The sequence below is a fragment of the Klebsiella sp. BIGb0399 genome (assembly GCF_003752615.1).
GTDB classification, from domain to species: domain Bacteria; phylum Pseudomonadota; class Gammaproteobacteria; order Enterobacterales; family Enterobacteriaceae; genus Klebsiella; species Klebsiella lignicola.
Map to the genome: position 1 here is coordinate 1,909,642 of NZ_RKHT01000005.1, position 25,157 is coordinate 1,934,798.

The 25,157-nt window shown below is 59.5% G+C and carries 22 protein-coding genes; 11 read left to right on the plus strand and 11 right to left on the minus strand.

Translation table 11 applies throughout. From position 1 onward, the window contains the following. Positions 1–346 precede the first annotated feature (346 nt). The 3 genes from nrdA (at position 347) to yfaE (ending at position 4,117) form a co-directional block, all read left to right on the plus strand. On the plus strand, positions 347–2,632 hold the full coding sequence (nrdA, locus tag EDF82_RS09280) for a class 1a ribonucleoside-diphosphate reductase subunit alpha (RefSeq protein ID WP_123755202.1): 2,286 nt from the start codon (positions 347–349) through the stop codon (positions 2,630–2,632). Positions 2,633–2,732: 100 nt separating this feature from the next. Next, entirely contained in the window at positions 2,733–3,863 is a 1,131-nt protein-coding gene (gene nrdB / locus EDF82_RS09285; protein ID WP_123755203.1) for a class Ia ribonucleoside-diphosphate reductase subunit beta, read from the plus strand. After that, complete coding sequence (gene yfaE / locus EDF82_RS09290) at positions 3,863–4,117, plus strand: class I ribonucleotide reductase maintenance protein YfaE (RefSeq protein WP_123755204.1); 255 nt, start codon at positions 3,863–3,865, stop codon at positions 4,115–4,117. Before nrdB ends, yfaE begins: the two co-directional genes overlap by 1 nt. A gap of 62 nt (positions 4,118–4,179) precedes the next feature. On the opposite strand, the gene glpT is transcribed toward yfaE, so the two are convergent. Continuing rightward, positions 4,180–5,526: a glycerol-3-phosphate transporter gene (gene glpT / locus EDF82_RS09295; RefSeq protein ID WP_123755205.1), complete on the minus strand. Its 1,347-nt coding sequence runs from the start codon at positions 5,524–5,526 to the stop codon at positions 4,180–4,182. A gap of 273 nt (positions 5,527–5,799) precedes the next feature. Between glpT and glpA the strand changes: the two genes are divergently transcribed. Genes glpA through glpC form a run of 3 tightly spaced genes read left to right on the plus strand, consistent with a single transcriptional unit; the run spans position 5,800 to position 9,855 of the window. Further along, on the plus strand, positions 5,800–7,422 hold the full coding sequence (gene glpA / locus EDF82_RS09300) for an anaerobic glycerol-3-phosphate dehydrogenase subunit A (RefSeq protein ID WP_123755206.1): 1,623 nt from the start codon (positions 5,800–5,802) through the stop codon (positions 7,420–7,422). Further along, a complete protein-coding gene (gene glpB, locus EDF82_RS09305; protein WP_123755207.1) occupies positions 7,412–8,671 on the plus strand; it encodes a glycerol-3-phosphate dehydrogenase subunit GlpB in 1,260 nt (419 codons plus the stop codon). Before glpA ends, glpB begins: the two co-directional genes overlap by 11 nt. Further along, positions 8,668–9,855, plus strand: coding sequence for an anaerobic glycerol-3-phosphate dehydrogenase subunit GlpC (gene glpC / locus EDF82_RS09310; RefSeq protein WP_123755208.1), 1,188 nt, complete (start codon positions 8,668–8,670; stop codon positions 9,853–9,855). Before glpB ends, glpC begins: the two co-directional genes overlap by 4 nt. 7 nt (positions 9,856–9,862) lie before the next feature. Here the strand turns inward: glpC and EDF82_RS09315 are convergent, their stop codons facing one another. Together EDF82_RS09315 and EDF82_RS09320 are read right to left on the minus strand one after the other, a co-directional pair. Then, positions 9,863–11,062 (minus strand): nicotinamide mononucleotide deamidase-related protein YfaY, encoded by a 1,200-nt coding sequence (locus EDF82_RS09315; RefSeq protein WP_123755209.1) that lies wholly within the window; start codon positions 11,060–11,062, stop codon positions 9,863–9,865. A gap of 96 nt (positions 11,063–11,158) precedes the next feature. Continuing rightward, complete coding sequence (locus EDF82_RS09320) at positions 11,159–11,701, minus strand: YfaZ family outer membrane protein (RefSeq protein WP_123755210.1); 543 nt, start codon at positions 11,699–11,701, stop codon at positions 11,159–11,161. Positions 11,702–11,932: 231 nt separating this feature from the next. Between EDF82_RS09320 and nudI the strand changes: the two genes are divergently transcribed. After that, on the plus strand, positions 11,933–12,358 hold the full coding sequence (nudI, locus tag EDF82_RS09325) for a nucleoside triphosphatase NudI (RefSeq protein WP_123755211.1): 426 nt from the start codon (positions 11,933–11,935) through the stop codon (positions 12,356–12,358). On the opposite strand, the gene EDF82_RS09330 is transcribed toward nudI, so the two are convergent. From EDF82_RS09330 to EDF82_RS09340, 3 genes are all read right to left on the minus strand, one after another. Continuing rightward, on the minus strand, positions 12,335–13,774 hold the full coding sequence (locus tag EDF82_RS09330) for a sensor histidine kinase (protein ID WP_123755212.1): 1,440 nt from the start codon (positions 13,772–13,774) through the stop codon (positions 12,335–12,337). The genes nudI and EDF82_RS09330 overlap by 24 nt on opposite strands. Beyond that, positions 13,761–14,435 carry a transcriptional regulator TctD gene (gene tctD, locus EDF82_RS09335; protein ID WP_123755524.1) on the minus strand — a complete coding sequence of 225 codons (675 nt, stop codon included), beginning with the start codon at positions 14,433–14,435 and terminating at the stop codon, positions 13,761–13,763. The genes EDF82_RS09330 and tctD overlap by 14 nt, the downstream gene beginning before the upstream one ends. Before the next feature lie 188 nt (positions 14,436–14,623). Further along, a complete protein-coding gene (locus EDF82_RS09340) occupies positions 14,624–15,655 on the minus strand; it encodes a linear amide C-N hydrolase (RefSeq protein WP_123755213.1) in 1,032 nt (343 codons plus the stop codon). A 453-nt stretch (positions 15,656–16,108) separates the two neighbouring features. Here EDF82_RS09340 and EDF82_RS25160 point away from each other — a divergent pair, with 453 nt between their 5' ends. From EDF82_RS25160 to EDF82_RS09355, 4 genes are all read left to right on the plus strand, one after another. Continuing rightward, positions 16,109–16,231, plus strand: a complete 123-nt coding sequence (locus tag EDF82_RS25160; protein ID WP_148060389.1) for a small membrane protein — start codon at positions 16,109–16,111, stop codon at positions 16,229–16,231. Positions 16,232–16,560: 329 nt separating this feature from the next. Then, positions 16,561–17,541: a tripartite tricarboxylate transporter substrate binding protein gene (locus tag EDF82_RS09345; protein WP_123755214.1), complete on the plus strand. Its 981-nt coding sequence runs from the start codon at positions 16,561–16,563 to the stop codon at positions 17,539–17,541. A 15-nt stretch (positions 17,542–17,556) separates the two neighbouring features. Beyond that, the gene (locus tag EDF82_RS09350; RefSeq protein WP_123755215.1) at positions 17,557–17,988 is read left to right on the plus strand and encodes a tripartite tricarboxylate transporter TctB family protein; all 432 of its coding nucleotides are present in this window, start codon (positions 17,557–17,559) and stop codon (positions 17,986–17,988) included. 11 nt (positions 17,989–17,999) lie between these two features. Continuing rightward, positions 18,000–19,517, plus strand: coding sequence for a tripartite tricarboxylate transporter permease (locus EDF82_RS09355; RefSeq protein WP_123755216.1), 1,518 nt, complete (start codon positions 18,000–18,002; stop codon positions 19,515–19,517). Here EDF82_RS09355 and menE read toward each other — a convergent pair. The 5 genes from menE to menD are packed head-to-tail and all read right to left on the minus strand — an operon-like array spanning position 19,514 to position 25,146. After that, on the minus strand, positions 19,514–20,887 hold the full coding sequence (menE, locus tag EDF82_RS09360) for an o-succinylbenzoate--CoA ligase (protein ID WP_123755217.1): 1,374 nt from the start codon (positions 20,885–20,887) through the stop codon (positions 19,514–19,516). The genes EDF82_RS09355 and menE overlap by 4 nt on opposite strands. Next, positions 20,884–21,849, minus strand: coding sequence for an o-succinylbenzoate synthase (menC, locus tag EDF82_RS09365; RefSeq protein ID WP_123755218.1), 966 nt, complete (start codon positions 21,847–21,849; stop codon positions 20,884–20,886). Before menC ends, menE begins: the two co-directional genes overlap by 4 nt. Next, positions 21,849–22,706, minus strand: a complete 858-nt coding sequence (gene menB, locus EDF82_RS09370) for a 1,4-dihydroxy-2-naphthoyl-CoA synthase (RefSeq protein ID WP_123755219.1) — start codon at positions 22,704–22,706, stop codon at positions 21,849–21,851. Before menB ends, menC begins: the two co-directional genes overlap by 1 nt. 14 nt (positions 22,707–22,720) lie before the next feature. Continuing rightward, positions 22,721–23,479, minus strand: coding sequence for a 2-succinyl-6-hydroxy-2,4-cyclohexadiene-1-carboxylate synthase (menH, locus tag EDF82_RS09375; protein ID WP_123755220.1), 759 nt, complete (start codon positions 23,477–23,479; stop codon positions 22,721–22,723). Next, a complete protein-coding gene (gene menD, locus EDF82_RS09380) occupies positions 23,476–25,146 on the minus strand; it encodes a 2-succinyl-5-enolpyruvyl-6-hydroxy-3-cyclohexene-1-carboxylic-acid synthase (protein ID WP_123755221.1) in 1,671 nt (556 codons plus the stop codon). Before menD ends, menH begins: the two co-directional genes overlap by 4 nt. Positions 25,147–25,157: the final 11 nt, after the last annotated feature.

Here is a 25,157-nt window from a genome sequence, read left to right on the forward strand (position 1 = left end):
TTTCGTATGGTAAATCCCCGATGATTGCGCGGTATCAAGCCGCGTAATTTTCACATCCGTTGAAGAAATCAGCACTCGATCAAATTTTCATTTTTATTTTCCAGTTTATTGACATCTTCGCCAGGCCTTATGGGGCGTGGATTTCGCGATTATTATGCTTCCGCACCCTCAAATTAACGTCAAAATCAACCCTTGTACTCAAAAGAATCCTTACTAAAATACTCACCATATAGCGTTTCTTTTATCGACTACCCCCTACATATAGTATTTATCCACAGAGTTAATCACAACGCTGTGCTGTGGATAAATGGGGGGATATTTTTTCTCACGGACAGGTAAAATCCACATGAATCAGAGTCTGCTGGTGACAAAGCGTGACGGTAGCACCGAGCGCATCAATCTCGACAAAATCCATCGCGTACTGGATTGGGCGGCAGAAGGGCTGAATAACGTTTCCATTTCTCAGGTAGAACTGCGTTCCCACATCCAGTTCTATGACGGCATCAAAACCGCTGATATCCACGAAACGATCATCAAGGCCGCCGCGGACCTGATCTCTCGCGATGCACCGGATTACCAGTATCTCGCCGCTCGCCTGGCGATCTTCCATCTGCGTAAAAAAGCCTACGGCCAGTTTGAGCCGCCGGCGCTATTCGACCACGTCTCTAAGATGGTGAAGAACGGCAAATACGACACGCATCTGCTGGAAGACTACACGGAAGAAGAGTTCAAGCAGATGGACGCGTTCATCGTCCACGATCGCGACATGAGCTTCTCCTATGCCGCGGTTAAACAGCTGGAAGGCAAATACCTGGTCCAGAACCGTGTTACCGGCGAAATTTACGAGAGCGCCCAGTTCCTCTATATCCTGGTCGCCGCCTGTCTGTTCTCCAACTACCCGCGCGAAACGCGTCTGGATTACATCAAGCGTTTCTACGACGCGGTCTCCACCTTTAAAATCTCGCTGCCGACGCCTATCATGTCCGGCGTGCGTACCCCGACCCGTCAGTTCAGCTCCTGCGTACTGATCGAGTGCGGTGACAGCCTGGACTCCATCAACGCCACCTCCAGCGCGATCGTGAAATACGTTTCCCAGCGTGCCGGTATCGGCATCAACGCCGGTCGCATCCGTGCGCTGGGCAGCCCGATTCGCGGCGGTGAAGCGTTCCACACCGGCTGTATCCCGTTCTACAAGCATTTCCAGACTGCGGTGAAATCCTGCTCTCAGGGCGGCGTTCGCGGCGGGGCAGCAACGCTGTTCTACCCGATGTGGCATCTGGAAGTCGAAAGCCTGCTGGTGCTGAAAAACAACCGTGGTACCGACGCCAACCGCGTGCGTCATATGGACTACGGCGTGCAGATCAACAAGCTGATGTACACCCGTCTGCTGAAAGGCGGCGACATCACCCTGTTCAGCCCGTCTGATGTCCCGGGCCTGTACGATGCCTTCTTCGCCGATCAGGACGAGTTCGAGCGTCTGTACACCCAATACGAACAAGACGACAGCATTCGCAAACAGCGCATCAAAGCGGTTGAACTGTTCTCCCTGATGATGCAGGAACGTGCTTCTACCGGCCGTATCTACATCCAGAACGTTGACCACTGCAACACCCACAGCCCGTTTGATCCGGTGGTTGCGCCGGTGCGCCAGTCCAACCTGTGTCTGGAAATCGCCCTGCCGACCAAACCGCTGGATGACGTCAACGACGAAAACGGCGAAATCGCCCTGTGCACCCTGTCCGCTTTCAACCTTGGCGTTATCGATAGCCTGGACGAGCTGGAAGAGCTGGCGGTGCTGGCGGTTCGCGCGCTGGACGCCCTGCTGGATTATCAGGACTACCCGATCCCGGCGGCCAAACGCGGTGCGATGGGGCGTCGTACTCTGGGTATCGGCGTGATTAACTTCGCCTACTACCTGGCGAAGCACGGCAAACGCTACTCTGACGGCAGCGCCAACAACCTGACGCACAAAACCTTCGAAGCCATTCAGTACTACCTGCTGAAGGCGTCGAACGAGCTGGCGATCGAGCAAGGCGCTTGCCCGTGGTTTAACGAAACCACCTACGCGCAGGGTATCCTGCCGATCGATACCTATAAAAAGGATCTCGATGCAATCGTCAACGAGTCGCTGCATTACGACTGGGAAGCATTGCGTGAATCGATCAAAACCCACGGCCTGCGTAACTCCACGCTCTCCGCACTGATGCCGTCTGAGACCTCTTCGCAGATCTCTAACGCCACCAACGGGATTGAGCCGCCGCGCGGTCACGTCAGCATCAAAGCGTCGAAAGACGGCATTCTGCGCCAGGTGGTTCCTGACTACGAATCCCTGCAGGCAAACTACGAGCTGCTGTGGGAAATGCCGAGCAACGACGGCTACCTGCAACTGGTTGGCATCATGCAGAAGTTTATCGACCAGTCGATTTCGGCGAACACCAACTATGACCCGACGCGTTTCCCGTCAGGCAAAGTGCCGATGCAGCAGCTGCTGAAAGATTTGCTCAACGCCTATAAATTCGGCGTGAAAACGCTGTACTATCACAACACCCGTGATGGTGCAGAAGATGCCCAGGACGATCTGGCGCCATCCATTCAGGACGACGGCTGCGAAAGCGGCGCATGTAAGATTTAAAACACTCGCCGGGTAGCGCCACGCTCACCCGGCCAGACGTTTTGTAAGCCCGGCACATCCCTGCTGTCGGGCGATACAATTTCAACAGGACCTACATTTAATGGCATATACCACTTTTTCTCAGACCAAAAACGATCAGCTGCTTGAGCCGATGTTTTTTGGTCAGTCGGTGAACGTCGCCCGCTACGATCAGCAAAAATATGACATCTTCGAAAAGCTGATCGAAAAGCAACTCTCCTTCTTCTGGCGTCCGGAAGAGGTCGACGTTTCCCGCGACCGTATCGATTACCAGGCGCTGCCGGATCACGAAAAGCATATTTTCATCAGCAACCTGAAATACCAGACTCTGCTGGACTCCATCCAGGGCCGTAGCCCGAACGTCGCGCTGCTGCCGCTGATTTCCATTCCGGAGCTGGAAACCTGGGTTGAAACCTGGGCATTCTCAGAGACGATCCACTCGCGCTCCTATACCCATATCATCCGTAACATCGTCAACGATCCGGCGACGGTGTTTGACGATATCGTCACCAACGAGCAGATTCAGAAACGTGCGGAAGGCATTTCCCACTATTACGATACCCTCATCGAGATGACCAGCTACTGGCATCTGCTGGGTGAAGGCACGCACACCGTCAACGGCCAGACCATCACCGTTAACCTGCGTGAACTGAAAAAGAAACTGTACCTGTGCCTGATGAGCGTCAACGCTCTGGAAGCCATCCGTTTCTACGTCAGCTTTGCCTGCTCCTTTGCTTTTGCCGAGCGCAAGCTGATGGAAGGCAACGCGAAAATCATCCGCCTGATCGCCCGTGACGAAGCCCTGCACCTGACCGGCACCCAGCACATGCTGAACCTGCTGCGTTCCGGCGTCGATGACCCGGAGATGGCGGAGATCGCCGAAGAGTGCAAGCAAGAGTGCTATGACCTGTTTGTGCTGGCGGCGCAGCAGGAAAAAGAGTGGGCGGATTACCTGTTCCGTGACGGCTCCATGATTGGCCTCAACAAAGACATTCTCTGCCAGTATGTGGAATACATCACCAACATCCGCATGCAGGCGGTCGGGCTCGATCTGCCGTTCCAGACCCGCTCCAACCCGATCCCATGGATCAACACCTGGCTGGTCTCCGACAACGTGCAGGTGGCGCCGCAGGAAGTTGAAGTCAGTTCCTATCTGGTCGGCCAGATCGACGCCGAAGTTGACGCCGATGACCTGAGCAACTTCCAGCTCTGATGAAACGCATTTTTTTGAAGATTTCTGACACTCGCCTTGAGTGTCAGGATGAACACCCTTCCCTGCTGGCCGCGCTGGAATCGCATAACATCGACGTGGAGTATCAGTGCCGTGCCGGCTATTGCGGCTCCTGCCGCACGCGGCTGGTGTCCGGCCAGGTAGACTGGCTGACCGAACCGCTGGCGTTTATCCAGCCGGGCGAAATTTTGCCCTGCTGTTGCCGGGCGCAAGGTGACATCGAAATCGAGATGTAACCAGCGGAAGGAATAGAAGGAATAAAGGGAACGCCATGCGTTCCCTTTTTCTTTGTGCTTTATTAACCCTGTTTCAGCTGCTGGTGATGACGTTTTTCGCCGATCATCACCACGATCAGCAGCAGCACCGCCAGCACGCTACCGCCAATCATCACCATAAAACCACCGTCCCAGCCGAAGAAGTCCACGGTATAGCCAACGATAGCGCTGGCCGCCACCGAACCGCCCAGATAACCAAACAGTCCGGTAAAGCCGGCAGCGGTACCCGCAGCTTTCTTCGGTGCCAGTTCCAGCGCATGCAGACCAATCAGCATAACCGGACCATAGATCAGGAAGCCGATCACAATCATGCAGGCCATATCAACCCCTGGATTGCCCGGCGGGTTCAGCCAGTAAACCACGGTGGCTATCGTCACCAGCGTCATAAAGAACACCCCGGTCGCCCCACGATTTCCTTTAAACACCTTGTCCGACATCCAGCCGCAAATCAGCGTCCCGGGGATCCCGGCATACTCATACAGGAAGTAGGCCCAGGACGATTTATCCAGCGCGAAATGCTTCACCTCTTTCAGGTAGGTCGGCGACCAGTCAAGGATGCCGTAGCGCAGCAGATAAACGAACACGTTAGCCACGGCGATATACCACAGCAGCCTGTTCGGCAGAATGTACTGACGGAAGATCTGCCCGGCGGTCAGCTCCTGTTCATGCTGTTCGCTGTAGTCGTCCGGGTAGTCGTTTTTGTACTCTTCAATCGGCGGCAGGCCGCAGGATTGCGGGGTATCGCGCATCATCGCAAAGGCAAACACCGCCAGCAGTATCGCGCCAAACGCCGGCATATACAGCGCCGCGTGCCAGTCGTTAAACCAGGCCATGCCCAGCAGGAACAGCAGCGGCGGGATCCCACCGCCGACGTTATGCGCACAGTTCCACACCGACACAATACCGCCGCGCTCTTTCTGCGACCACCAGTGCACCATGGTTCGCCCGCACGGCGGCCAGCCCATCCCCTGGAACCAGCCGCACAGGAACAGCAGCACAAACATCACCATAATGCTGGAGGTGGCCCACGGGACGAAGCCCATCACCAGCATCACCAGCGCCGCCAGAATCAGACCCGCCGGCAGGAAAATGCGCGGATTCGAGCGATCGGATACCGACCCCATGATGAATTTCGAAAATCCATAGGCAATCGAAATCCCCGAAAGCGCGAAACCAAGGTCGCCGCGCGAAAAGCCCTGTTCGACCAGATAGGGCATTGCCAGCGCAAAGTTCTTACGAACCAGATAGTAAGCCGCATAGCCAAAGAAGATACCGATGAAAATCTGCCAGCGCAGGCGGCGGTACATCGGGTCGATCTCCGCCGCCGGTAAGCGCGCTTTATGTGGCGCGGGTTTAAAAATAGTTAACATAGCAGCCTCCGTGGCCATGGTTTCTCTGCTGATGAGTTCGATGAGAAAAATCTAATCTAATCACTCACTTCTGATGTGGCGGGATGGTAGGCAAAGCCCGCCATGGATACTGTGAAACATCGCACGCTTTGTTACAAAAATATGACAGAACATTCCATTTTGAGCATAAAATCACATATCACGAGCAAATAATGCTCGAATATGCTCGAAATCAAACAAACCATAAGCTTTGTATGGCTAAATGGCGCTAAACGAAAGTAGAGGGATCGAAAGATGGCCGAAATCCGTGAGTGTGATGTCATCGTCATCGGCGGTGGCGCAACGGGCGCAGGGATAGCGAGAGACTGTGCACTCCGCGGGCTGCGGGTGACGCTGATTGAACGTCACGATATTGCCACCGGCGCGACCGGGCGTAACCATGGGTTACTGCACAGCGGCGCCCGTTACGCGGTGACCGATAGTGAATCAGCGCGGGAGTGCATCAGCGAAAACCGGATCCTGCGCCGCATCGCCCGCCACTGCGTTGAACCCACCAACGGGCTGTTTATTACCCTTCCCGAGGACGACCTCGGGTGGCAGCGCACCTTTATCAACGCCTGCCAGCAGGCCGGCATTGATACCCGCCAGCTGTCGCCGGAAGACGCGCGCCGCATGGAGCCCACCGTTAACCCGGCCCTGCTCGGCGCCGTGCAGGTGCCCGACGGCACTATCGACCCCTTTCGCTTGTGCGCCGCCAATATGCTGGATGCCCGAGAGCACGGCGCCACTATTCTGACCGGCTGCGAAATTACCGGGCTTATCCGCCAGGGCGCACGCGTCAGCGGCGTGACCTACTACGACACCCAACAACGCGAAAGCCGCACGTTGCACGCCCGCGTCGTCGTCAATGCCGCCGGGATCTGGGGGCAACGGATCGCCGAATATGCCGATCTGCGGGTAGCGATGTTCCCGGCCAAGGGATCGTTGCTGATCCTCGACCACCGTATTAACCTCCAGGTTATCAACCGCTGCCGCCAGCCCGCCGATGCCGATATTCTGGTGCCCGGGGATACCATTTCGCTGATTGGCACCACCTCGGTGCATATCGACGACCATGAGATTGATGACAACCGGGTCACCGCGGCCGAAGTTGACATTCTGCTGCGCGAAGGGGAAAAGCTGGCCCCGGTCCTCGGCCGTACCCGGGTGCTGCGCGCCTACTCAGGCGTGCGTCCTCTGGTGGCGAGTGATAATGACCCCACCGGACGCAGCGTCAGCCGCGGCATTGTGCTGCTCGATCACGCGGCCCGCGACGGCATGGAGGGGTTTATCACTATTACCGGCGGCAAGCTGATGACCTATCGCCTGATGGCGGAATGGGCGACGGATGCGGTGTGCCGCAAGCTCGACCATCAGGTTGCCTGCACCACCGCCGGGACCCCGCTGCCCGGCTCCGCAGAAGCACCGGAAGTGACGGTGAAGAAAATTATCTCGCTCCCCGCACCGCTGCGCGGCTCCGCCCTCTATCGCCACGGCGATCGTACCCCGGCCTGGCTGGGCGATACCCGCCAGCACCGCAGCCTGATCTGCGAATGCGAAATGGTCACCGCCGGTGAAGTGCAGTACGCCGTCGAAAATTTAGCGGCCAACAGCCTGCTCGATTTACGCCGCCGCACGCGTATCGGCATGGGCACCTGCCAGGGAGAGCTGTGCGCCTGCCGGGCCGCCGGGCTGCTGCAACGGTTCAATATCACCACCCCGGCACAGTCGTTGACCCAGCTCTCTGAATTTTTAAACGAACGCTGGAAAGGCGTGCAGCCGGTCGCCTGGGGCGATGCGCTGCGGGAAAGCGAATTCACCCGCTGGGTCTACCTCGGACTGTGCGGGCTGCAACAGGAGCATCAGGATGAAATTTGATTGCGTGATTATCGGCGGCGGACTGGCCGGGCTGCTCTGCGGGCTGGCCCTCAATCAATACGGTCAGCGATGCCTGATCGTCAGCCGGGGCCAGAGCGCGCTGCACTTTTCCTCCGCGTCGCTGGATTTGCTCAGCGCCCTTCCCGATGGCGAGCGCGTAACCGATGTGGCCCAGGGCATTGCCCGCCTGGCCGAACAGCTTCCCGCGCATCCTTATGCCCGACTCGGCGCAGAGCAGGTAATGCGCTATGCCGCCCGGACCGAAGCGCTGCTGGCCGCCAGCGGTATTGCGATGCAGGGCGACGCGCACCAGCCGCATTTACGCGTGACGCCGCTGGGCACCCTGCGTCCGGCGTGGCTCTCCCCGCTGGAGGTCCCGGTCGCCCCGCTGCCCGCAGGCCGCGTGGGGGTGGTGGGCATCGAAGGCTTCGCCGACTTCCAGCCGCACCTGGCCGCCGCGTCGCTCAGCCAGCAGGGCGTGAACGCCAGCGCAACGGAGATCGCCTTAACGATGCTGGATGTTCTGCGCGATAACCCCAGCGAATTTCGCGCCGTCAATATCGCGAGGGTGCTCGACGACGAGCGCCACTGGCCGGCGCTGCTGGCCGCATTACGCCCGCTGGCGCAGTGCCACGAGCTGCTGATCCTGCCCGCCTGTTTCGGTCTGAAAGATGCCGGACTGTACCGCTGGCTACAGGAGCAGCTGCCCTGCCCGCTGCACCTGCTGCCCACCTTGCCACCTTCGGTGCCGGGCATGCGTCTGCACAATCAGCTGCAGCGCCGTTTTATTGCCACCGGCGGCACCTGGCTGGCGGGGGACGAGGTCACGCGCATCAGCCATCAGTCCGGGCAAGTGACCGCCGTCTGGACGCGTCAGCACGGCGATGTGTCGCTACGTCCGCGCTACGCGGTGCTGGCCAGCGGCAGTTTCTTCAGCAATGGCTTAATCGCCGACAAAAACCAGGTCCGGGAGCCGATTCTCGGCCTCGACCTGCAACAGATCGCCGGGCGCGAGAACTGGTATCAGCGTGATTTCTTCGCCTCTCAACCCTGGCAACGCTTCGGCCTGATCACCGACGCGATACTGCGCCCGCAACTCGACGGCCAGCCGCTGCACAATCTGTTTGCTATTGGCTCGCTGCTGGGCGGTTTCGACCCGATTCAACTGGGGTGCGGCGGCGGAGTGTGCGCGGTGACCGCGCTGCACGTCGCCCGACAGATTCACGAGCTTGCCGGAGGTGCCGCATGAACGATACCCGCTTTGAGAGCTGCATCAAATGCACGGTTTGTACCACCAGCTGTCCGGTCAGCCGGGTCAATCCCGGCTATCCAGGCCCGAAACAGGCGGGGCCGGATGGCGAGCGCCTGCGGCTGAAAGACGGCGCGCTGTATGACGAGGCCTTAAAATATTGTATCAACTGCAAGCGCTGCGAAGTCGCCTGCCCTTCGGATGTCAAGATTGGCGATATTATCCAGCGCGCCCGCGCCCGGTACAGCCAGCAAAAGCCGACCCTGCGCGATGCGATCCTCAGCCATACCGACCTGATGGGCACCCTTTCCACCCCGTTTGCCCCGCTGGTCAACGCCACCACCGGACTCAAACCGGTTCGCCGACTGCTGGATGTTGCGCTGAAAATAGACCATCGCCGCACGCTGCCAAAATATGGCTTTGGCACTTTTCGCCGCGCCTACCGCCAGCAGGCGCAGAAACAGGCACAGTTCAGTGAACAGGTGGCGTTCTTTCACGGCTGCTACGTCAACTACAACCATCCGCAGCTCGGGCTCGACCTGCTCCGCGTCCTCAACGCCATGGGCACCGGGGTGCAGTTGCTGAACCGCGAGAAGTGCTGCGGGGTGCCGCTTATCGCCAACGGTTTTGTCGACAAAGCCCGCCGACAGGCGCTGAGCAACGTCGCCGCCATCCGCGAAAAATCGCTGCCGGTCATCGCCACCTCATCAACCTGCACGTTCACCCTGCGCGACGAGTATCCGCACCTGCTGGACGTTGATAACCACGACGTACGCGATCGGGTTGAGCTCGCCACCCGCTGGATCTGGCGCCAGCTCGATGCCGGACGCCCCCTGCCGCTGCGCTCGCTGCCGCTGAAGGTGGTCTACCACACCCCGTGTCATATGGAAAAGATGGGCTGGTCGCTGTATACCCTGGAACTGTTACGGCAGATCCCCGGGCTACAGCTGGAGGTACTCGAGTCGCAGTGCTGCGGGATCGCCGGCACCTACGGATTTAAGTCGGAAAACTACGACGCGTCGCAGGCCATCGGCGCCCCGCTGTTCCAGCAGATTGAGCACTGCGGCGCTGACCTGGTGGTCACCGATTGTGAAACCTGCAAATGGCAAATCGAGATGTCCACCAGCAAACGCTGTGAACATCCGATTACGTTACTGGCGCAGGCGCTGGACGCGCCTGCGTGAGGGAGGGTCACTCGACGAACAGCGTCTCCACGACGTTGATCCAGCCATGCTCAGCGGCAACCGGCAGACCGTTCAACCAGCGACGCAGCATATTCAGGGCCATCATCGCGCACACTTCCTGGCGAACCGGCACGCTGTAGCGGGTGGCGCTGAATTTAACCCGTAGCGCATGGGTGCCGTCCGGCGTCGAAAGGACGATATTCAGGTGATCGGCCTCCTGGCCGCCGATTGCCAGCGCCAGGCCGGCAAAATGGTTCACCCGGCGCTCTGCCGTCCAGCGGGCAGATTGTGCCAGCGACTCGTCCTGCGAGGGTACCACTTCGCTGGCCAGCAGCGGCGCACTGGCCCGGGAAAGCTGCAGCGCCAGCAAGCCGCCGGTAAACTGCTCGCTCAGGGTCAGGCTGAGCTGACGCTCCTGCAAACAGCGTGCGATCTGCGCGGGCAGCCCTTCCGTCCCCTCGAAGATCATGCTCTCCCCGGCGACCTTTTTCACTTCCGGCCACAGCGCCAGCATCGCCTCGCGCTGGGCTGCCGGGCCGGTCAGCTTCAGTTCGATGATCGGCATCGACGAGCGATAGCCCATCACTACCCCGTCGGGCAACGTCAGCGGATTGAGGCTTTGCGCCAGCTCGCTTTCCGAACGCCCGAAGGTGGTCAGACGCAGGCACAATGGGGGTTCAGTGAGAGAGAAACGGCTGCGCAGTCGCGGTAAAATTTCCTGTTCGACCATCACTTTGAATTCCGACGGCACGCCGGGGGTGAAAAACATCAGACAGCGGTTGAGCTGTACGGCAAAACCGCAGGCCGTGCCAACCGGGTTGTTGATCATCTCGGCGCTGGCGGGAATTTCCGCTTGCTTGCGGTTGCTGTCAACCATCGGGCGTCCGCGTTCGGCAAAGAAGCGCGTCATCGTCTCCAGCCATACGGCGTGCAGAATCAGCCCTTCCCCTTTTGCGGTAGCCGCCGCCAGTGCGCTCAGGTCATCGCTGGTCGGCCCGAGGCCGCCATTGACGATCAGCACATCGGCCTGTTCACTTCGTTCGCGCAACACCGCAACCAGCGCATCGAGATCGTCCCCGACGGTGTTACGGCGCGTTAATGGTAATCCCTGATTGAAAAAAAAGTCAGCCAGCCACGCGGCGTTAGTGTCGACAATTTGTCCGTGCAACACTTCATCGCCGGTAGAGAGCATTTCCACATTTATCATTTTTGTACTCCTTGCCTGCCAGAAGGAACACTATAGCGTAAGGTGCGGGCGGAGTAGACAGGAATACGGCGCGGAAGACCGCGCCGGGGGAGATCATCAGAAGCTGGCGCTGACGCCGACGTACGGGCCATCGGCAATGGTATTGTCTTTGTTGCCGTCTTTGCCTTCGAGGGTCAGGTAGCGATAACCGGCGGTGATGCTCAGCGGACGCATAACGGTCCAGCTCCCGCCAACGTTAGCTTCCTGATAGCTCTGGATGCCGCTGGAGAGAGAATCCGGAGAGTAGTAGTAATCGCCGAACAGACGGAAGCTGTCGCCAATTTTCCACTGCAGGCCGCCGCCAACCGCCGCAGCATAGCCTTCATCGCCGCTCTTCGGATTGGTATAAACCCCTTTGCCGCCAACGGTTGCCAGGAATGGCCCCAGCGGGATGTTCAGGCCGAGGCCCAGACCGGCTGCATCGCCATCGTTATCGCTATGCATCCAGTTGCCGGTGACTGCCAGACCTGCGGATTCGGTACCGAAACCGACGCCGAGGTTGGTGAAATGCTCACCGGCTTCGCCGGTCACGCTGATCGCATGTGCCGCAGTGGAAACGAACATCACGCCAGCCAGACCTAATAAAACGCGCTTTTTCATTTTTTACTCTATCCAGTAAACAAGAATCAAAAAAAGTCCCAAAAACCGCAGAATTGTACTGCCGATCGCAAAGGAATCAATCCACTAAAACAACCTTTACCATCGTGATTGTAACCAGTTGCTTCCGCCAGGATAGCCAACAGGGTCGCAATGAGGCTTGCGATTCAGGCAAGCGGCTCGCACACTGCACCTTCAGGTCATTTTTCTGGCCATTACCTCAAGGAGACTGCCATGCGCCAAAGAACTATCGTCTGCCCGTTGATCCAACATGAAGGGCACTATCTGTTGTGCAAAATGGCAGACGATCGCGGCGTATTCCCCGGTCAATGGGCGCTGTCCGGCGGCGGCGTGGAGCCCGGGGAACGTATCGAAGAGGCGCTGCGCAGAGAGGTCCGGGAAGAGCTGGGAGAAGCCCTGCAACTGGTGAGCATTACCCCGTGGACCTTCAGCGACGACGTCCGGGTGAAAACCTTTGCCGATGGCCATCAGGAAGAGATTTATATGATCTATCTGATCTTCGACTGCATCAGCGCCAATCGCGAGGTCACCATCAACGAGGAGTTCCAGGAGTACGCGTGGGTTAAGCCGCAGGATTTGCCCCTGTATGACCTGAACGTCGCCACCCGCAAAACCTTAACTCTGAAAGGGCTGCTCTGATCGCTTCGGCGCCGCGCTCAGAAAACGCAGACTGACCTTCAGGCCCCCCAGCGTTTCGCTGCGCTGCAGCTGCGGATGGCTGCGGTGCAGGCGCGCGATATCGTTCACCAGCGCCAGCCCGATGCCGGCACCAGGGTTATCGCCGACGTTCTCCAGACGATGAAACGGCAGCAGCGCCTGCTCAACCTGGCTGTCGTCAATCCCCGGGCCGCTATCTTCGATGGTCATCACCACGCTGTTTCCCTCATCGCGCAGGCTCAGGGTCACCGTGCCGTTGGCGGGGGTATAGCGAATGGCGTTGTCGAGCAGATTCGCGCACAGCTCGCCGAGCAGGACGCTATCGCCCTCAATCAGCACCGCCGCCTGCTCCCCTTCGTAGCCGAGATCGATATGTTTGCTTCTCGCTTGCGGGATCCGTGAAAAACAGCTGTTCTGAGCAATCTCATGCAGATCGACAACCGCAAAGGCGCGCTCTCCCTGCTCTTTGCGCTTCACGCTCGCCAGTTGTAACAGCCGCTCCGTCAGCAGGATCGTGCCATCCAGCGTGGTGCGCATGGCCTGCAGGCTTTCGCGCCACAGCTGCGGATCATCGCTGGCTAAAGCAACCGAGGCCTGGGTTTTTAAAACTGCCAGCGGAGTCTTGAGTTGATGGGAGGCGTCGGCACTGAACCGCTCCTGGCGCGAGATCATCACCCGCAGGCGGTCAATGTAGCGGTTGAAGGCCACGATCAGCAGCCGGGTTTCTGACCATGGTAGCAACTCCGGCAGCGGCGTCAGCAGGCCGGGCTCACGGCGAACCATCAGCGCCGACAGCTGACGCATCGGGCGTAGCACCCGCCGCAGCAGCCAGCCGGTCAACACCAGAGTCAACAGCACCAGCAGCCCCTGAGATACCCACGACGAGAACAGCAACTGACCGGCCAGCCATCGCCGCGACTGCAACGTCTCTGCGATGTAGATTTCCGCCATGCCGACGATCCCGCCTTCGTTTACCGGCTGCAGCAGGCGCGCCACCCGTATCGCCTGGCCGCGATACTCGGTGTGATAAAACCAGGCTAAGGCCGGATAGAGCTGAGTGCGCGACGTGGAGGGCGGCATGGCGGGCAAATCGTCAAACCCGGAAATCACCTTCCCTTGGGGATCGACCACCTTGTAGTACAGGCGATCGTTCATGTTGAGCTCGAAGCTGTCCAGCACCACCCATGGCACGTTGACCTCCAGCTTGCCATGGCGCACCACCAGCCGCTCGGCCACGGTGCGGGCGGAAGAGAGCAAGGTCCGGTCATAGGCCTGCGTCGCCGCCTGCAGCGCGCTGACGTAGCTGTTAAAAGCGGATAACCCCCATAAGAGCACCAGCGGCAGGCCGAGAAACAGCAACAGCTGGGCAAACAGCGACTGCGGTTTATGCCACTTCATTCCCGCACTCCAGCACATACCCCAGGCCACGCAGAGTGGTGATCCGCACGTTGCTGTCCTGCAGTTTTTTACGCAAACGGTGAATATAGAGTTCGATACTTTCAGGGCTGACTTCGTCGTTGAGGCTGAAGACCTGTTCAAACAGCTGCTGGCGTGAGACGGGACGCAGGCGGCGAAACATCAGCACCGTCAGCAGCGCCTGCTCGCGGGGCGTCAGCGACAGCATCTCACCGCGCAGCAAAAAATAGCCTTCATCGCGGTACTCCAGCTCGCCAAGCTGCTGAACTTCATGCACCTGCCCTTCGCTGCGCCGCAGCAGCGCCCGTAGCCGGGCGTCCAGCTCCTCCAGCTCAAAGGGTTTCGGCAGATAATCATCGGCGCCGACGTTCAGCCCTTTCACCCGATCCGCCACGGCGCTGCGGGCAGTCAGCAGCAGCACCGGCAGCGTCTGCCCGCGTTTGCGCAGCCGCTGAACCACCTCCAGACCGTCCAGCCCAGGCATGCCGATATCCAGCACCGCCAGCGCGTACTTTTCACTTTGCAGCAGATGGTCTGCCGCCCGGCCATCGAAAACGCAGTCCACGGCAAACCCGCCCTGCACTAACGCTTTTTCCAGCCAGTGGGCCAGCTCGCGGTTATCCTCGGCTAATAAGAGGCGCATTTTTAACATATCTCCATGTTTGTATTGAAATAAACGCTATTTCAATGCCATTTCTTTCCTGCTGCCGATCCGCAAGCTAACCCGTAATACCAGGCTAGCGGAACGAGCAGAAAATTGAGCATGTCAAAATGCAACAGACTTGCAACATTTGCCCGACGTAATTGCAAGCGGCCTAACATAAAACCGCGCTACTGCCCGGCCCCTCGGTGCGCCGCTGCCAGCATCTGTTTTTCCATCTCAAGCGTCAGGAAGGTCAGCGTCGCGCCGGACGTGAATTTCTGGCTGACCTCTCCGGCGATCCCCTGCTCGACCGCCAGGTCATCGACAAGGTTGAGCTTCATCTGAGGCGCTCCTTCGGCAAAATTCAGCTTCTCAAGGTCGACCCAGACAATGTTCGGGCGGGTAGTGGACTCGAAAACAAAGCGTTTTCTGGTCAGGTCAATCACCGTCTGCCACAGGGTCTGAGAGGCGTCGGGTTTGCCGGGATCCGGGATACGAAACGGCTGCGCCGCATTGCGCATGACGCTGAACATTGCCGCGATGGCCTGCACCTGGGTCTGGGGCTGGCTCAGCCGGCTGACATAGTAACTGGCGCGGGCAAAGCGGTCGCTCGCCAGCGTAGAACCCGGAAGCGGCCTGTCGCCACCCAGCCCGTCAATCGTTTTGACCAGTTCAAGCTGGCGGTCGTAGGTCGGCGAGTTGGTCATCACCCGGTAATCCGGGCTGTGGTAGACGCTAGCCTTCCCGCCGCTGTACTCAATAATGCATGAATCTCCGGTGGCATCATCGAGCGCGAGGTGAATAGCCGGCGGGTGCCCGCCGGTGGGATCCGCCAGCTGTACCACCTGAACATCGGAGGTGTCGATCCAGGCGACGGCATCGGCCACCGTGGTGAAGTTGTCGAGGAAGTACTGCAGCCACACCGCCTGGCTCAGCTGCGTGCGTGTTGGATCGGGGGTACCGTAGTCAGATTCCGCCAGCCATAAGACATGCCCCGCCAGCCCCTGCTCATTCACCCCGTCGACCGAGATCATGTCAAACGCGGTCGCCACCAGGCTGCCATATTTCGAGGTCCACTTCAGCGCCCCCTGTACACCATCGTCACGAGAGATCCCGCGCGGTTGCGTCCATAAATTGGTCAGCAGATCTTTATGAAAATCCATATTACGCCCAACAATCACCGCACCATTGGCGTCAGGCCAGATAACCCGTGTGCACATTGTCTTCCCCTCTGTTCATTTGGTCTGTCGAACACTGCGTCTTGCTGCCAGCCTCGCCCGCGCCACCAGCGCGGTTCAGTAGATCGTAATCCACGGGAAAACGCGACGCCAGATTATTGTGGCGCAGGCCGGTAAAAAAACACACTAATATTGCCTGCCTGATGCCTTCAATGAGAGGAATAATATTATAAGAGATATTTTAAACCGTATATCATAATAAAAAATACAGATATGCCTTACCTGTTTTATTAATAAGTGACATACCTAAAAAAATAGATAAAACAGAAATAACCATAACAACAATACGTCATGACATACTCATCAGTACAATGTATTAAATGAGCCTCGATGTACTATAAATGAGCAAAAAAAACATGATTTAGATCACGATTACCCCTGCAGTCATTCATATAATGAACTCGAAAAACACCACACTATCAATGGACTAATAGCATGGGAAATATTTTACTCCTGGCGGTAGCCGCTGCGCTCCTTGCCACCTCCGTTTATTGCTTATATTCGTACCTGAAAGATATCAGAAAGCATAAACATGCTTTTATGAAAAGACGACGCTGAGTACTAATATGATTGCATGGCTCCACTCATTAATCTGACATTAATATTCACTGGTTCACTTTCTCGCTTTTTCGCGTCATACCGTTAAATAACGGGGCCAACGCTGGCCCCGTTATTTTTTCACGCTACGCGTCACCCCAGACACGTCAACGATCACGTTATCCCCTTGCCGCTAATCCAAATTGGAGAGGTCTATCACATCCTGCAAAGTTGCGCCGCCATTGAAAGGGAAATGAAAGGTTTTTGATTTAACAATTGCGCAACCAAGTCACTCGATATTGATTCACATAACCACAATAAACAGACCCTGCACCCGATTGAGGAAGCTTATGAACAGACCACTCCTGCGCCATCTTAGCGCGCTTGCGTTATGCCTCTGTACCGCTTCAGCCTGGGCGGTTGAAGCACCGTCTCGTACCGAATGTATTGCTCCCGCCAAACCGGGCGGCGGCTTTGACCTGACCTGCAAGTTGATTCAGGTCAGCCTGATGGAAACCGGCACCATCAAAAAACCGATGCGCGTCACCTACATGCCCGGCGGCGTCGGCGCGGTGGCCTATAACGCCATTGTCGCGCAGCGTCCTGGCGAACCAGGCACCGTGGTGGCGTTCTCCGGCGGTTCATTGCTCAACCTCTCACAAGGCAAATTTGGCCGCTATGGCGTCGACGATGTGCGCTGGCTGGCCAGCGTCGGCACCGACTACGGCATGATTGCCGTGCGCGCCGACTCGCCGTGGAAAGACTTACCGTCGTTTCTCGCCGCCATGGAGAAAGATCCAGCCAGTATCGTCATCGGTGCCGGTGCTTCTATCGGCAGCCAGGACTGGATGAAAGCCGCGCTGATGGCGCAAAAGGCTAATGTCGATCCCCACAAAATGCGCTACGTCGCATTTGAAGGCGGCGGTGAGCCGGTGACCGCCCTGCTGGGTAATCACGTGCAGGCGGTGTCGGGCGATCTGAGCGAAATGGTGCCGTACCTGCAGGGCAATAAAATCCGCGTCCTGGCGGTCTTCTCCAGCGAGCGCTTACCCGGCGCGCTGGCCAACGTCCCGACCGCTAAAGAGCAGGGCTACGACCTGGTGTGGCCAATTATCCGCGGCTTTTACGTCGGCCCGAAAGTCAGCGATGCCGACTACCAGTGGTGGGTCGATGAGTTCGCGAAGCTCCAGCAAACCGAAGAATTCAAAAAGCAGCGTGAACTGCGCGGCCTGTTTGAATTCAACATGAACGGCAAAGAACTGGATAGTTACGTGAAGAAGCAGGTCAACGACTATCGCGAGCAGGCCAAAGCCTTCGGCCTGGCGAAATAATCTACGGGGGTTGCCATGAGCGATCGTATTTTTGCCGGGATCTGGCTGCTGCTATGCACAGGCGGGATGTTCATCGCCTGGCAGATTCACAGTGAGTACTCCTATGAGCCCGTTGGCCCCCGCCCGTTCCCGGTGGGGATTATCGGCCTGATGTTGCTGTGCTCAGTGCTGCTGCTGTTGCGCCGTCCGGATGTGGTGGCCTGGCCCGGACGCCTGGTGTTACAGCGTCTGTTGACCATGGTGGTGGTGCTGATGCTCTACGCGTGGGGCTTTGAATGGCTCGGTTTTCCGCTTGCCACCGCGCTATTAACCGCCGTTATCGGCCTGCTGTTTGGCGCCACACTCCGTGCGACTGCCGTTGCCGGCGCGGTGATGGGTATCGCCTTATGGTACGCCTTTGACACCCTGCTTGATGTCACCCTGCCGCTTGGCGTCTGGTTAAGTTAACGGAGAAGTTTATGGATACCTGGATTTATCTTTCACAGGGCTTCGCCGTGGCGATGACGCCAACGAACCTGATGATTGCCCTGATCGGCTGTTTCGTGGGGACCATTGTCGGCCTGCTGCCGGGGCTGGGGCCGATTAACGGCGTGGCGATCCTGCTGCCGCTGGCGTTTGCCTTACACCTCCCGGCGGAATCAGCCCTGATCCTGCTGGCCACGGTCTATATAGGCTGTGAGTACGGGGGGCGGATCTCGTCGATCCTGCTCAATGTGCCCGGCGACGCCGCCGCGATTATGACCGCGCTGGATGGCTACCCGATGGCGCAGCAAGGGCGCGGTGGCGTGGCGCTGTCGATTTCGGCGGTCAGCTCGTTCGTTGGCTCGTTAATCGCCATTGGCGGCATCATTCTGTTCGCGCCGGTGCTGGCCCAGTGGTCGCTGGCATTTGGCCCGGCAGAGTACTTTGCTTTGATGGTGTTCGCTATCGCCTGCCTGGGCAGCATGATGGCGCAGAACCCGCTGAAGTCGTTCCTCGCCGCGTTAATTGGCTTAGGCCTGGCGACGGTGGGCGTGGATGCCAATACCGGCGTCTACCGTTTCACCTTCGACAGCGTCCACCTCTCCGATGGCGTGCAGTTTATCGTGGTGGTCATCGGACTGTTCTCGGTATCTGAAATCCTGCTGATGCTGGAAAGCACCAGCGGCGGCCAGACGCTGGTACGTAAAACCGGGCGCATGCTGTTTAATGCCAAAGAAGCCGGTCAGTGCGTCGGGGCGACGCTGCGTTCCTCGGTCGTGGGCTTCTTCGTCGGCATCCTGCCCGGCGCCGGGGCGACGATTGCCAGCGCCATCACCTATATGACCGAGAAAAAGCTCAGCGGTAACAGCGACAACTTCGGCAAAGGCGATATCCGTGGCGTCGCGGCCCCTGAAGCGGCCAACAACGCCTCCGCCTGCGGCTCCTTTATCCCGATGCTGACCCTCGGCGTTCCCGGTTCCGGCACCACGGCGGTCATGATGGGCGCGCTGACGCTGTATAACATCACGCCGGGTCCGGCGATGTTTACCGAACAGCCGGATATCGTCTGGGGATTGATCGCGGCGCTGCTGATCGCCAACGTGATGCTGCTGATCATGAACATTCCGCTGATTGGCCTGTTTACCCGGATGCTGACGATCCCGCTGTGGTTCCTGGTGCCGGCGATTGCCGCAGTATCCGCCGTCGGGGTGTACGCCGTTCACAGCACCACCTTCGATTTACTGCTGATGGTCGGACTGGGCGTACTCGGTTACATCCTGCGTAAGATGCATTTCCCGATGTCCCCGCTGATTTTAGGTTTCGTACTGGGAGAAATGCTCGAGCAAAACCTGCGCCGCGCGCTGTCCATCAGCAACGGCAACCTCGGGATCTTGTGGGGAAGCGGCGTCACCAAAACCCTGCTGTTCCTCGCCATCGCCGTGATTATCGTTCCCCCGGTGCTGCGCTATTTACGTAAGCAGCGCCAGCGCCGCGCCGAGGCGAATCAGGCTTAATCGGGTTCGCGCCCAGCGGTATTAACCCAATCACGTAACGCCCGGCGGGAGATTTTAATCCCGCCGGTTTTTAACGATTCCGGCAGCGTCAGCCAACGTACCGGCTGCTGAAAACGCGCCAGCTTATCCTGGGACCAAGCCGCCAGCGCGGCCATATCGCACCCGACATCACACTCCACCACCGCGACCGGTCGTTGACCAAACTCAGCGTCATCCAGCGGCACGATAAACACCTGCTGCACCTGCGGATGAGCCACGATCGTCCGCTCAACCTCTTCCGGCTGAATCCCTTCGCCAGCGCTGAAAAAGAGATTATCCATGCGCCCCAGAATAGTGAGCCTGCCGTTATGCAGCTCGCCACGGTCGCGGGTAGCAAACCACCCGGCGTCGTTGAGCAGCGGCAACATCTTGCCGTCACGCCAGTAGCCGGAGGCCAGGCTATCGCCGCGCAGCCACACTTCACCGTCGACGATTTTCAGCGCCCGACCGGGCAAAGGTTGGCCGACATCAGGCGCGCCATCGGCCTCTTTGCCACACACCGTCGAGGCAAACTCGGTCAGGCCGTAGCCGCACCAGCAGCGGATCCCCCGGGCGCGGGCCTCGGTGGTCAGCGCCACCGGGATCGCCGCGCCGCCCAGCAGCACCGCTTTCAGGGATACCTCGGCCTCGCTCTTAAGCAGTCGCCACAGTTGCGTTGGCACCAGCGAGGCGTGACTACAGCCCTGCAGCGCCTGCTCCAGCGGCTGTTTCTCCGCGACCGTCAGACGGGCCCCCGCCAGCAGCCAGCGCCAGACAATGCCCTGGCCGGAGACGTGAAACAGCGGCAACGACAGCAGCCAGTCGTCGTCCGCCGCCAGCGGGATCATCGCCAGCACCCCCTGCGCGCTGGCAAGGTGTGCGTGATAGGTATGTACCGCCGCCTTCGGCAATCCGGTGGAACCGGAGGTCAGCGTCATTGACGCCAGCCGTTCTTCGCGCCACGGTAGCGCGTACTCCCCTGCCGCGCGTTGCAGCGCCAGAGACGGACAACCACAGTCTAGCGGCTCGCCGTTCAGCACCAGCGCGTGGCGGAGGTTCAGAGACGGCAATAGCGCTGCAAGCAGCGAAGCGGGCAACTGAGGGTTGAGGGGCAATACCCGGGCGCCGCACTGGAGCAGCGCCAGCCACGCCAGCACGGTGGCGGGTTGATTGTAGGCCCGCAGCAGCACCCCATCACCTTCGCTCACCCCTTGTTCGCGAAACCCCAATGCCAGCGCATCGACCTCGGCGCACAGCTGACGCCAGCTCAGGATAGAGTGGTGTAAACGCAGCGCCGGCGCGTCACCACGCAGCTGGCGCCAGTGCCGCCACGGCCAGTCGCTAAAGGTCACAGCAACGGCTCCAGTTCGTCCAGGCCCAGGCAAGGCAGCGGGCTGTCCGGCCAGGGGCGAATTAGCTGGGCGCGCATCAGCGCCAGGGTATCGAGGCCGGGGATGGTCTGCGGCGTAAGCCAGGCAGCAATCCGCGCCAGCTGCGTCAACCCGAGGCTCGACTCGATCGATGAACTGATCACCGCCGTTAGCCCCAGCGCGTGAGCGGCCGCCACCTGTTCCTGCACCTTCTGCAGGCTGCCGGTCAGCGTGGGCTTGATCACCAGCGCACGCACCCCTGGCTCCGCCTGAAAACGAAAATCGGCTTCACGCAAACTTTCGTCCCAGGCAATGGCAATGCCGGTTTCAGCGGCAAAAGCCCGCGAGTCGTCTCGGGTTTTACAGGGTTCTTCGAGGAAGGCGATACGCTGGCGATAGTCCGGGTTGACGTATTTGGCGAACTGCTGCGCTTTCAGCGGCGTCCAGGCGCGGTTGGCGTCAAGACGCAGCGTCAGCTCGGGGATCGCCTCCAGCAGCAGGTTCACCACCATGCCGTCGCGGACCGCCTCATACAGCCCGACCTTAACCTTCGCCACTTTTTCGCCGGGCAGGCTCGCCAGCCTGGCGAACAGCTCATCCGGGTCACCGCTACACAGCGGCACCGCACGATAATCCGCCGACGTCGGCAGCGCATCGTTCAGCTCCGCCAGTGCACAGCTGACGCCGAAAGCCACGGAAGGCAGAGACGGCTCGGTGAGCTCCTCGCCCTGTCGCCAGGCTTGCGCCCACGTCAGCAGCGCAGATTCCGCCGCTTCCAGCGACTCCTGACTAAACCCCGGCAGCGGCGCAATTTCGCCCCAGCCCGTGCGTTCACCCTCCTGCAGACGAATGAACAGCCCATCGCGAGTTTTTAACCGCCGTTCGCGCAGCACCACACCCGCGTCCATCGGTACCTGCCAGCGGTAAACCTGCGCCTGACGCATTATGGATTCCGTTTAAATTTGCTGAAGTCCGGCTGACGCTTCTGATTAAAGGCGTTGCGCCCTTCCTGACCTTCTTCAGTCATGTAGAACAGCATGGTGGCATTACCCGCCAGCTCCTGCAGACCCGCCTGACCGTCGCAGTCAGCGTTCAGGGCCGCCTTCAGGCAACGCAGCGCCATCGGGCTGTTTTGCAGCATTTCGCGGCACCAGCGGACGGTCTCTTTTTCCAGATCTGCCAGCGGAACCACGGTGTTGACCAGCCCCATATCCAGCGCCTGCTGAGCGTCGTACTGACGGCACAGGAACCAGATTTCCCGCGCTTTTTTCTGCCCGACGATCCGCGCCATATAGGATGCGCCCCAGCCGCCGTCGAACGAGCCGACTTTCGGGCCGGTCTGGCCGAAAATGGCATTCTCTGCGGCAATCGTCAGGTCACACATCATGTGCAGCACGTGGCCGCCACCGATGGAGAACCCGGCGACCATCGCCACGATCGGTTTCGGGCAGGTACGGATTTGACGCTGGAAGTCGAGCACGTTGAGGTGATGCACCCCGGAGTCATCCTGGTAGCCGCCGTAATCGCCGCGCACTTTCTGGTCACCGCCGGCGCAGAACGCTTTATCGCCTTCGCCGGTCAGGATGATGACGCCAATATTGTCGTCATAGCGGGCGTCGGATAGCGCATGAATCATCTCTTTCACCGTCAGCGGACGGAACGCGTTGCGAACTTCCGGGCGGTTGATGGTGATTTTGGCAATCCCGTCCGTCGATTTCTGGTAGCGAATGTCGGTGTAGCCTTCGGAGCAATCGTGCCATTCCACAGGGGCGTACAGCATGGCTTCATCAAGAGAGAGCATAGGATGTCCTTTGGTTAATTCGTTAATAGCTGCGCCAGACAAGCGGCGACTGCAGCGGGGTTTTCCCGATGCGCGTTATGTCCGGCATGATCGATAATATGTGTCGTTGCCCCCGTGTCACTCGCGAGGGCGCGAAATTTGGCGTCGTATTCGCCGCAAAGATAATGAAAAGCGTAGCGTCGGGTGTGCAGAGCTGCACGCAGGTCCGGCTGCACGGCCAGAGAAGTGGCCTCCAGCATCGCGGCGAGATTCTCACCGCTGTTGTGACTACGCAGCATCACCAGCGCCTGGCGCTGCGTAGCGCTCAACGAGGCGAACACCGGCTGTTGATACCAGTCGGCAAAGACCTCGGCGAGCGGCTGCTGGCGAAAACGCGCTGCCCAGGCGCTGTCGGCCTGATAGCGTTGGTGACGTTGGTGGTCATCCTGTAATCCGGGATGGCCGCCCTCCACCACCAGCCCGCGCAGCCCGTGTCGCGGCTGGCTGGCAAAGACCATTGCGATACGCCCGCCCAGCGAGTAGCCAATCAGCCAGTAATCCTGCACCTGATGGTGCGCGAGGGTCTGCTCCAGTTGCTGACAGACATCAGCAAAACCGCTGACCGCCACCTCCCGCGAGCCGCCGTGGCCCGGCAGGTCCAGATACAGCCGGGGCCAGGCCGCGAACCGCTGGCCCACCGTTTGCCACTCCCGGCAGTCGCCGGAAAAACCGTGCAAAAAGACCAGCCAGGGATAACCCGCCTGACCTTGTTGGCACACGGCATGCAGCGTCACAGGCGGCTGACCTGCGCCAGCAGCGCTTGCAACGTTTGTGTCCCCTGGGTTTCTTCCACCACCAGCTCGACAACCGTTGCACCTGGCTGTCGCCATGCGCCGGCCAGCACCGCTTCCAGCGCCTCCCAGCTTGTCGGGCGATGGTAATTCAGGCCAAACATGGCCGCCGCATGGTCGAAATTCACCTCCTGCGGCATCAGATAAAACTGGCGTCGTTCATCCTGCGGCGTCGGCAGCAGAGAAAAAATCTGCCCGCCGTTGTTGTTAACCACCATCAGCACCAGCGGCGCGGAGGCCTGACGCAGCAGCGCCAGCGAGTTTAGATCGTAGAGCGCCGAGAGATCGCCGACGATCGCAAGCAGAGGGCGCGCGCTGGCCCGCTGGACACCTGCCGCCGTCGCCAGCAGGCCATCGATACCGCTGGCCCCGCGATTGCTATAGACCGGATAACCTGCCGGAAGCTGCGACAGCGCATCAATCAGGCGCACCACAAGGCTGTTGCCAACAAACAGCTGCCCCTGTTCCGGAAGGTAGCGCGCGATGCGGTGAGCCAGCTGGGCTTCACCAAAGGTCTCGCTATTGTCAGCCGTGGCTTGCCAGGCCTGGCGGGAGAGCGTCGGGATGGTCGTTGCCCACGGCTGACGGCTTTCCGCCGGATGCAGATCCAGCCACCGATCCACCGTGCACACCAGACGACGGCCACGGTGATGAGCCGGATCCAGTCGCCCGGGCAGATTATCCACCACCCAGTATTCGTCAGGTTCACAGGTCACCTGCCACTGCAGCAGCCGTTTGCCGGTCAGGCTGCTGCCCAACTGGACCACGATTTGCGCCTGCTGCAGCTCGCTCACCGCGTTGCCGTTCCCCAGCCACAGATCGGCGCAGGGCAGCGGCTGCCCGGTTTGCGACAGTACGTCACCAATCAGCGGCCAGCCGAGGGTTTTGGCCCACGCCGCCACTTTCACACCTTCGCTGGCGCTCATGCGACCGGCGACGACCACACCGCGCTTTTGCCGCCAGAAAAACCAGTCGCGTTGCTTCTCGCTTTCCAGCTGCAGCGACTGCCGCAGCCAGGGTTTATCGCTCTGCCACCAGCTGCCAAGCTGCTGCTGCCACGCCACGCCGGTCTCGTCCATATCACCGTACAGCGGTTCGGCGAACGGACAGTTGATATGGACACCGCCGGCGTGCAGCTCACCCAGCGCCTGATCAATCGTCGAGACCAGCCAGCGGGCAGGAATATCCTGCGACGGGCGCGGCAGCGACAGCGTCTGCGACGGATGGGAAGCAAACATCCCCGGCTGGCGGATCGCCTGGTTGGCGCCGCAGTCAATCAGCTCCGGCGGGCGGTCAGCGGTCAGTAAAATCAGTTTTTCACCGGTCAACCCGGCTTCAATCAGCGCCGGGTAGAGATTGGCCGTTGCCGTGCCGGAGGTGACAATCACCGCCACCGGCTGACGGCTGGCTTTTGCCAGTCCCAGCGCCAGATGACCCAGCCCGCGCTCATCGAAATGGGTGTGGGGGATCAATGCGCGATTGGCCGCCGCGGCCAGGGTTAAAGGTGTCGAGCGCGAACCAGGCGCAATGCAGATATGCTGCACGCCGTGGCGGGTTAATGCTTCGAGGATCACCGCCGCCCAGCGTCGGTTAAATGCGCTTACTGACATGAAATTGTCCG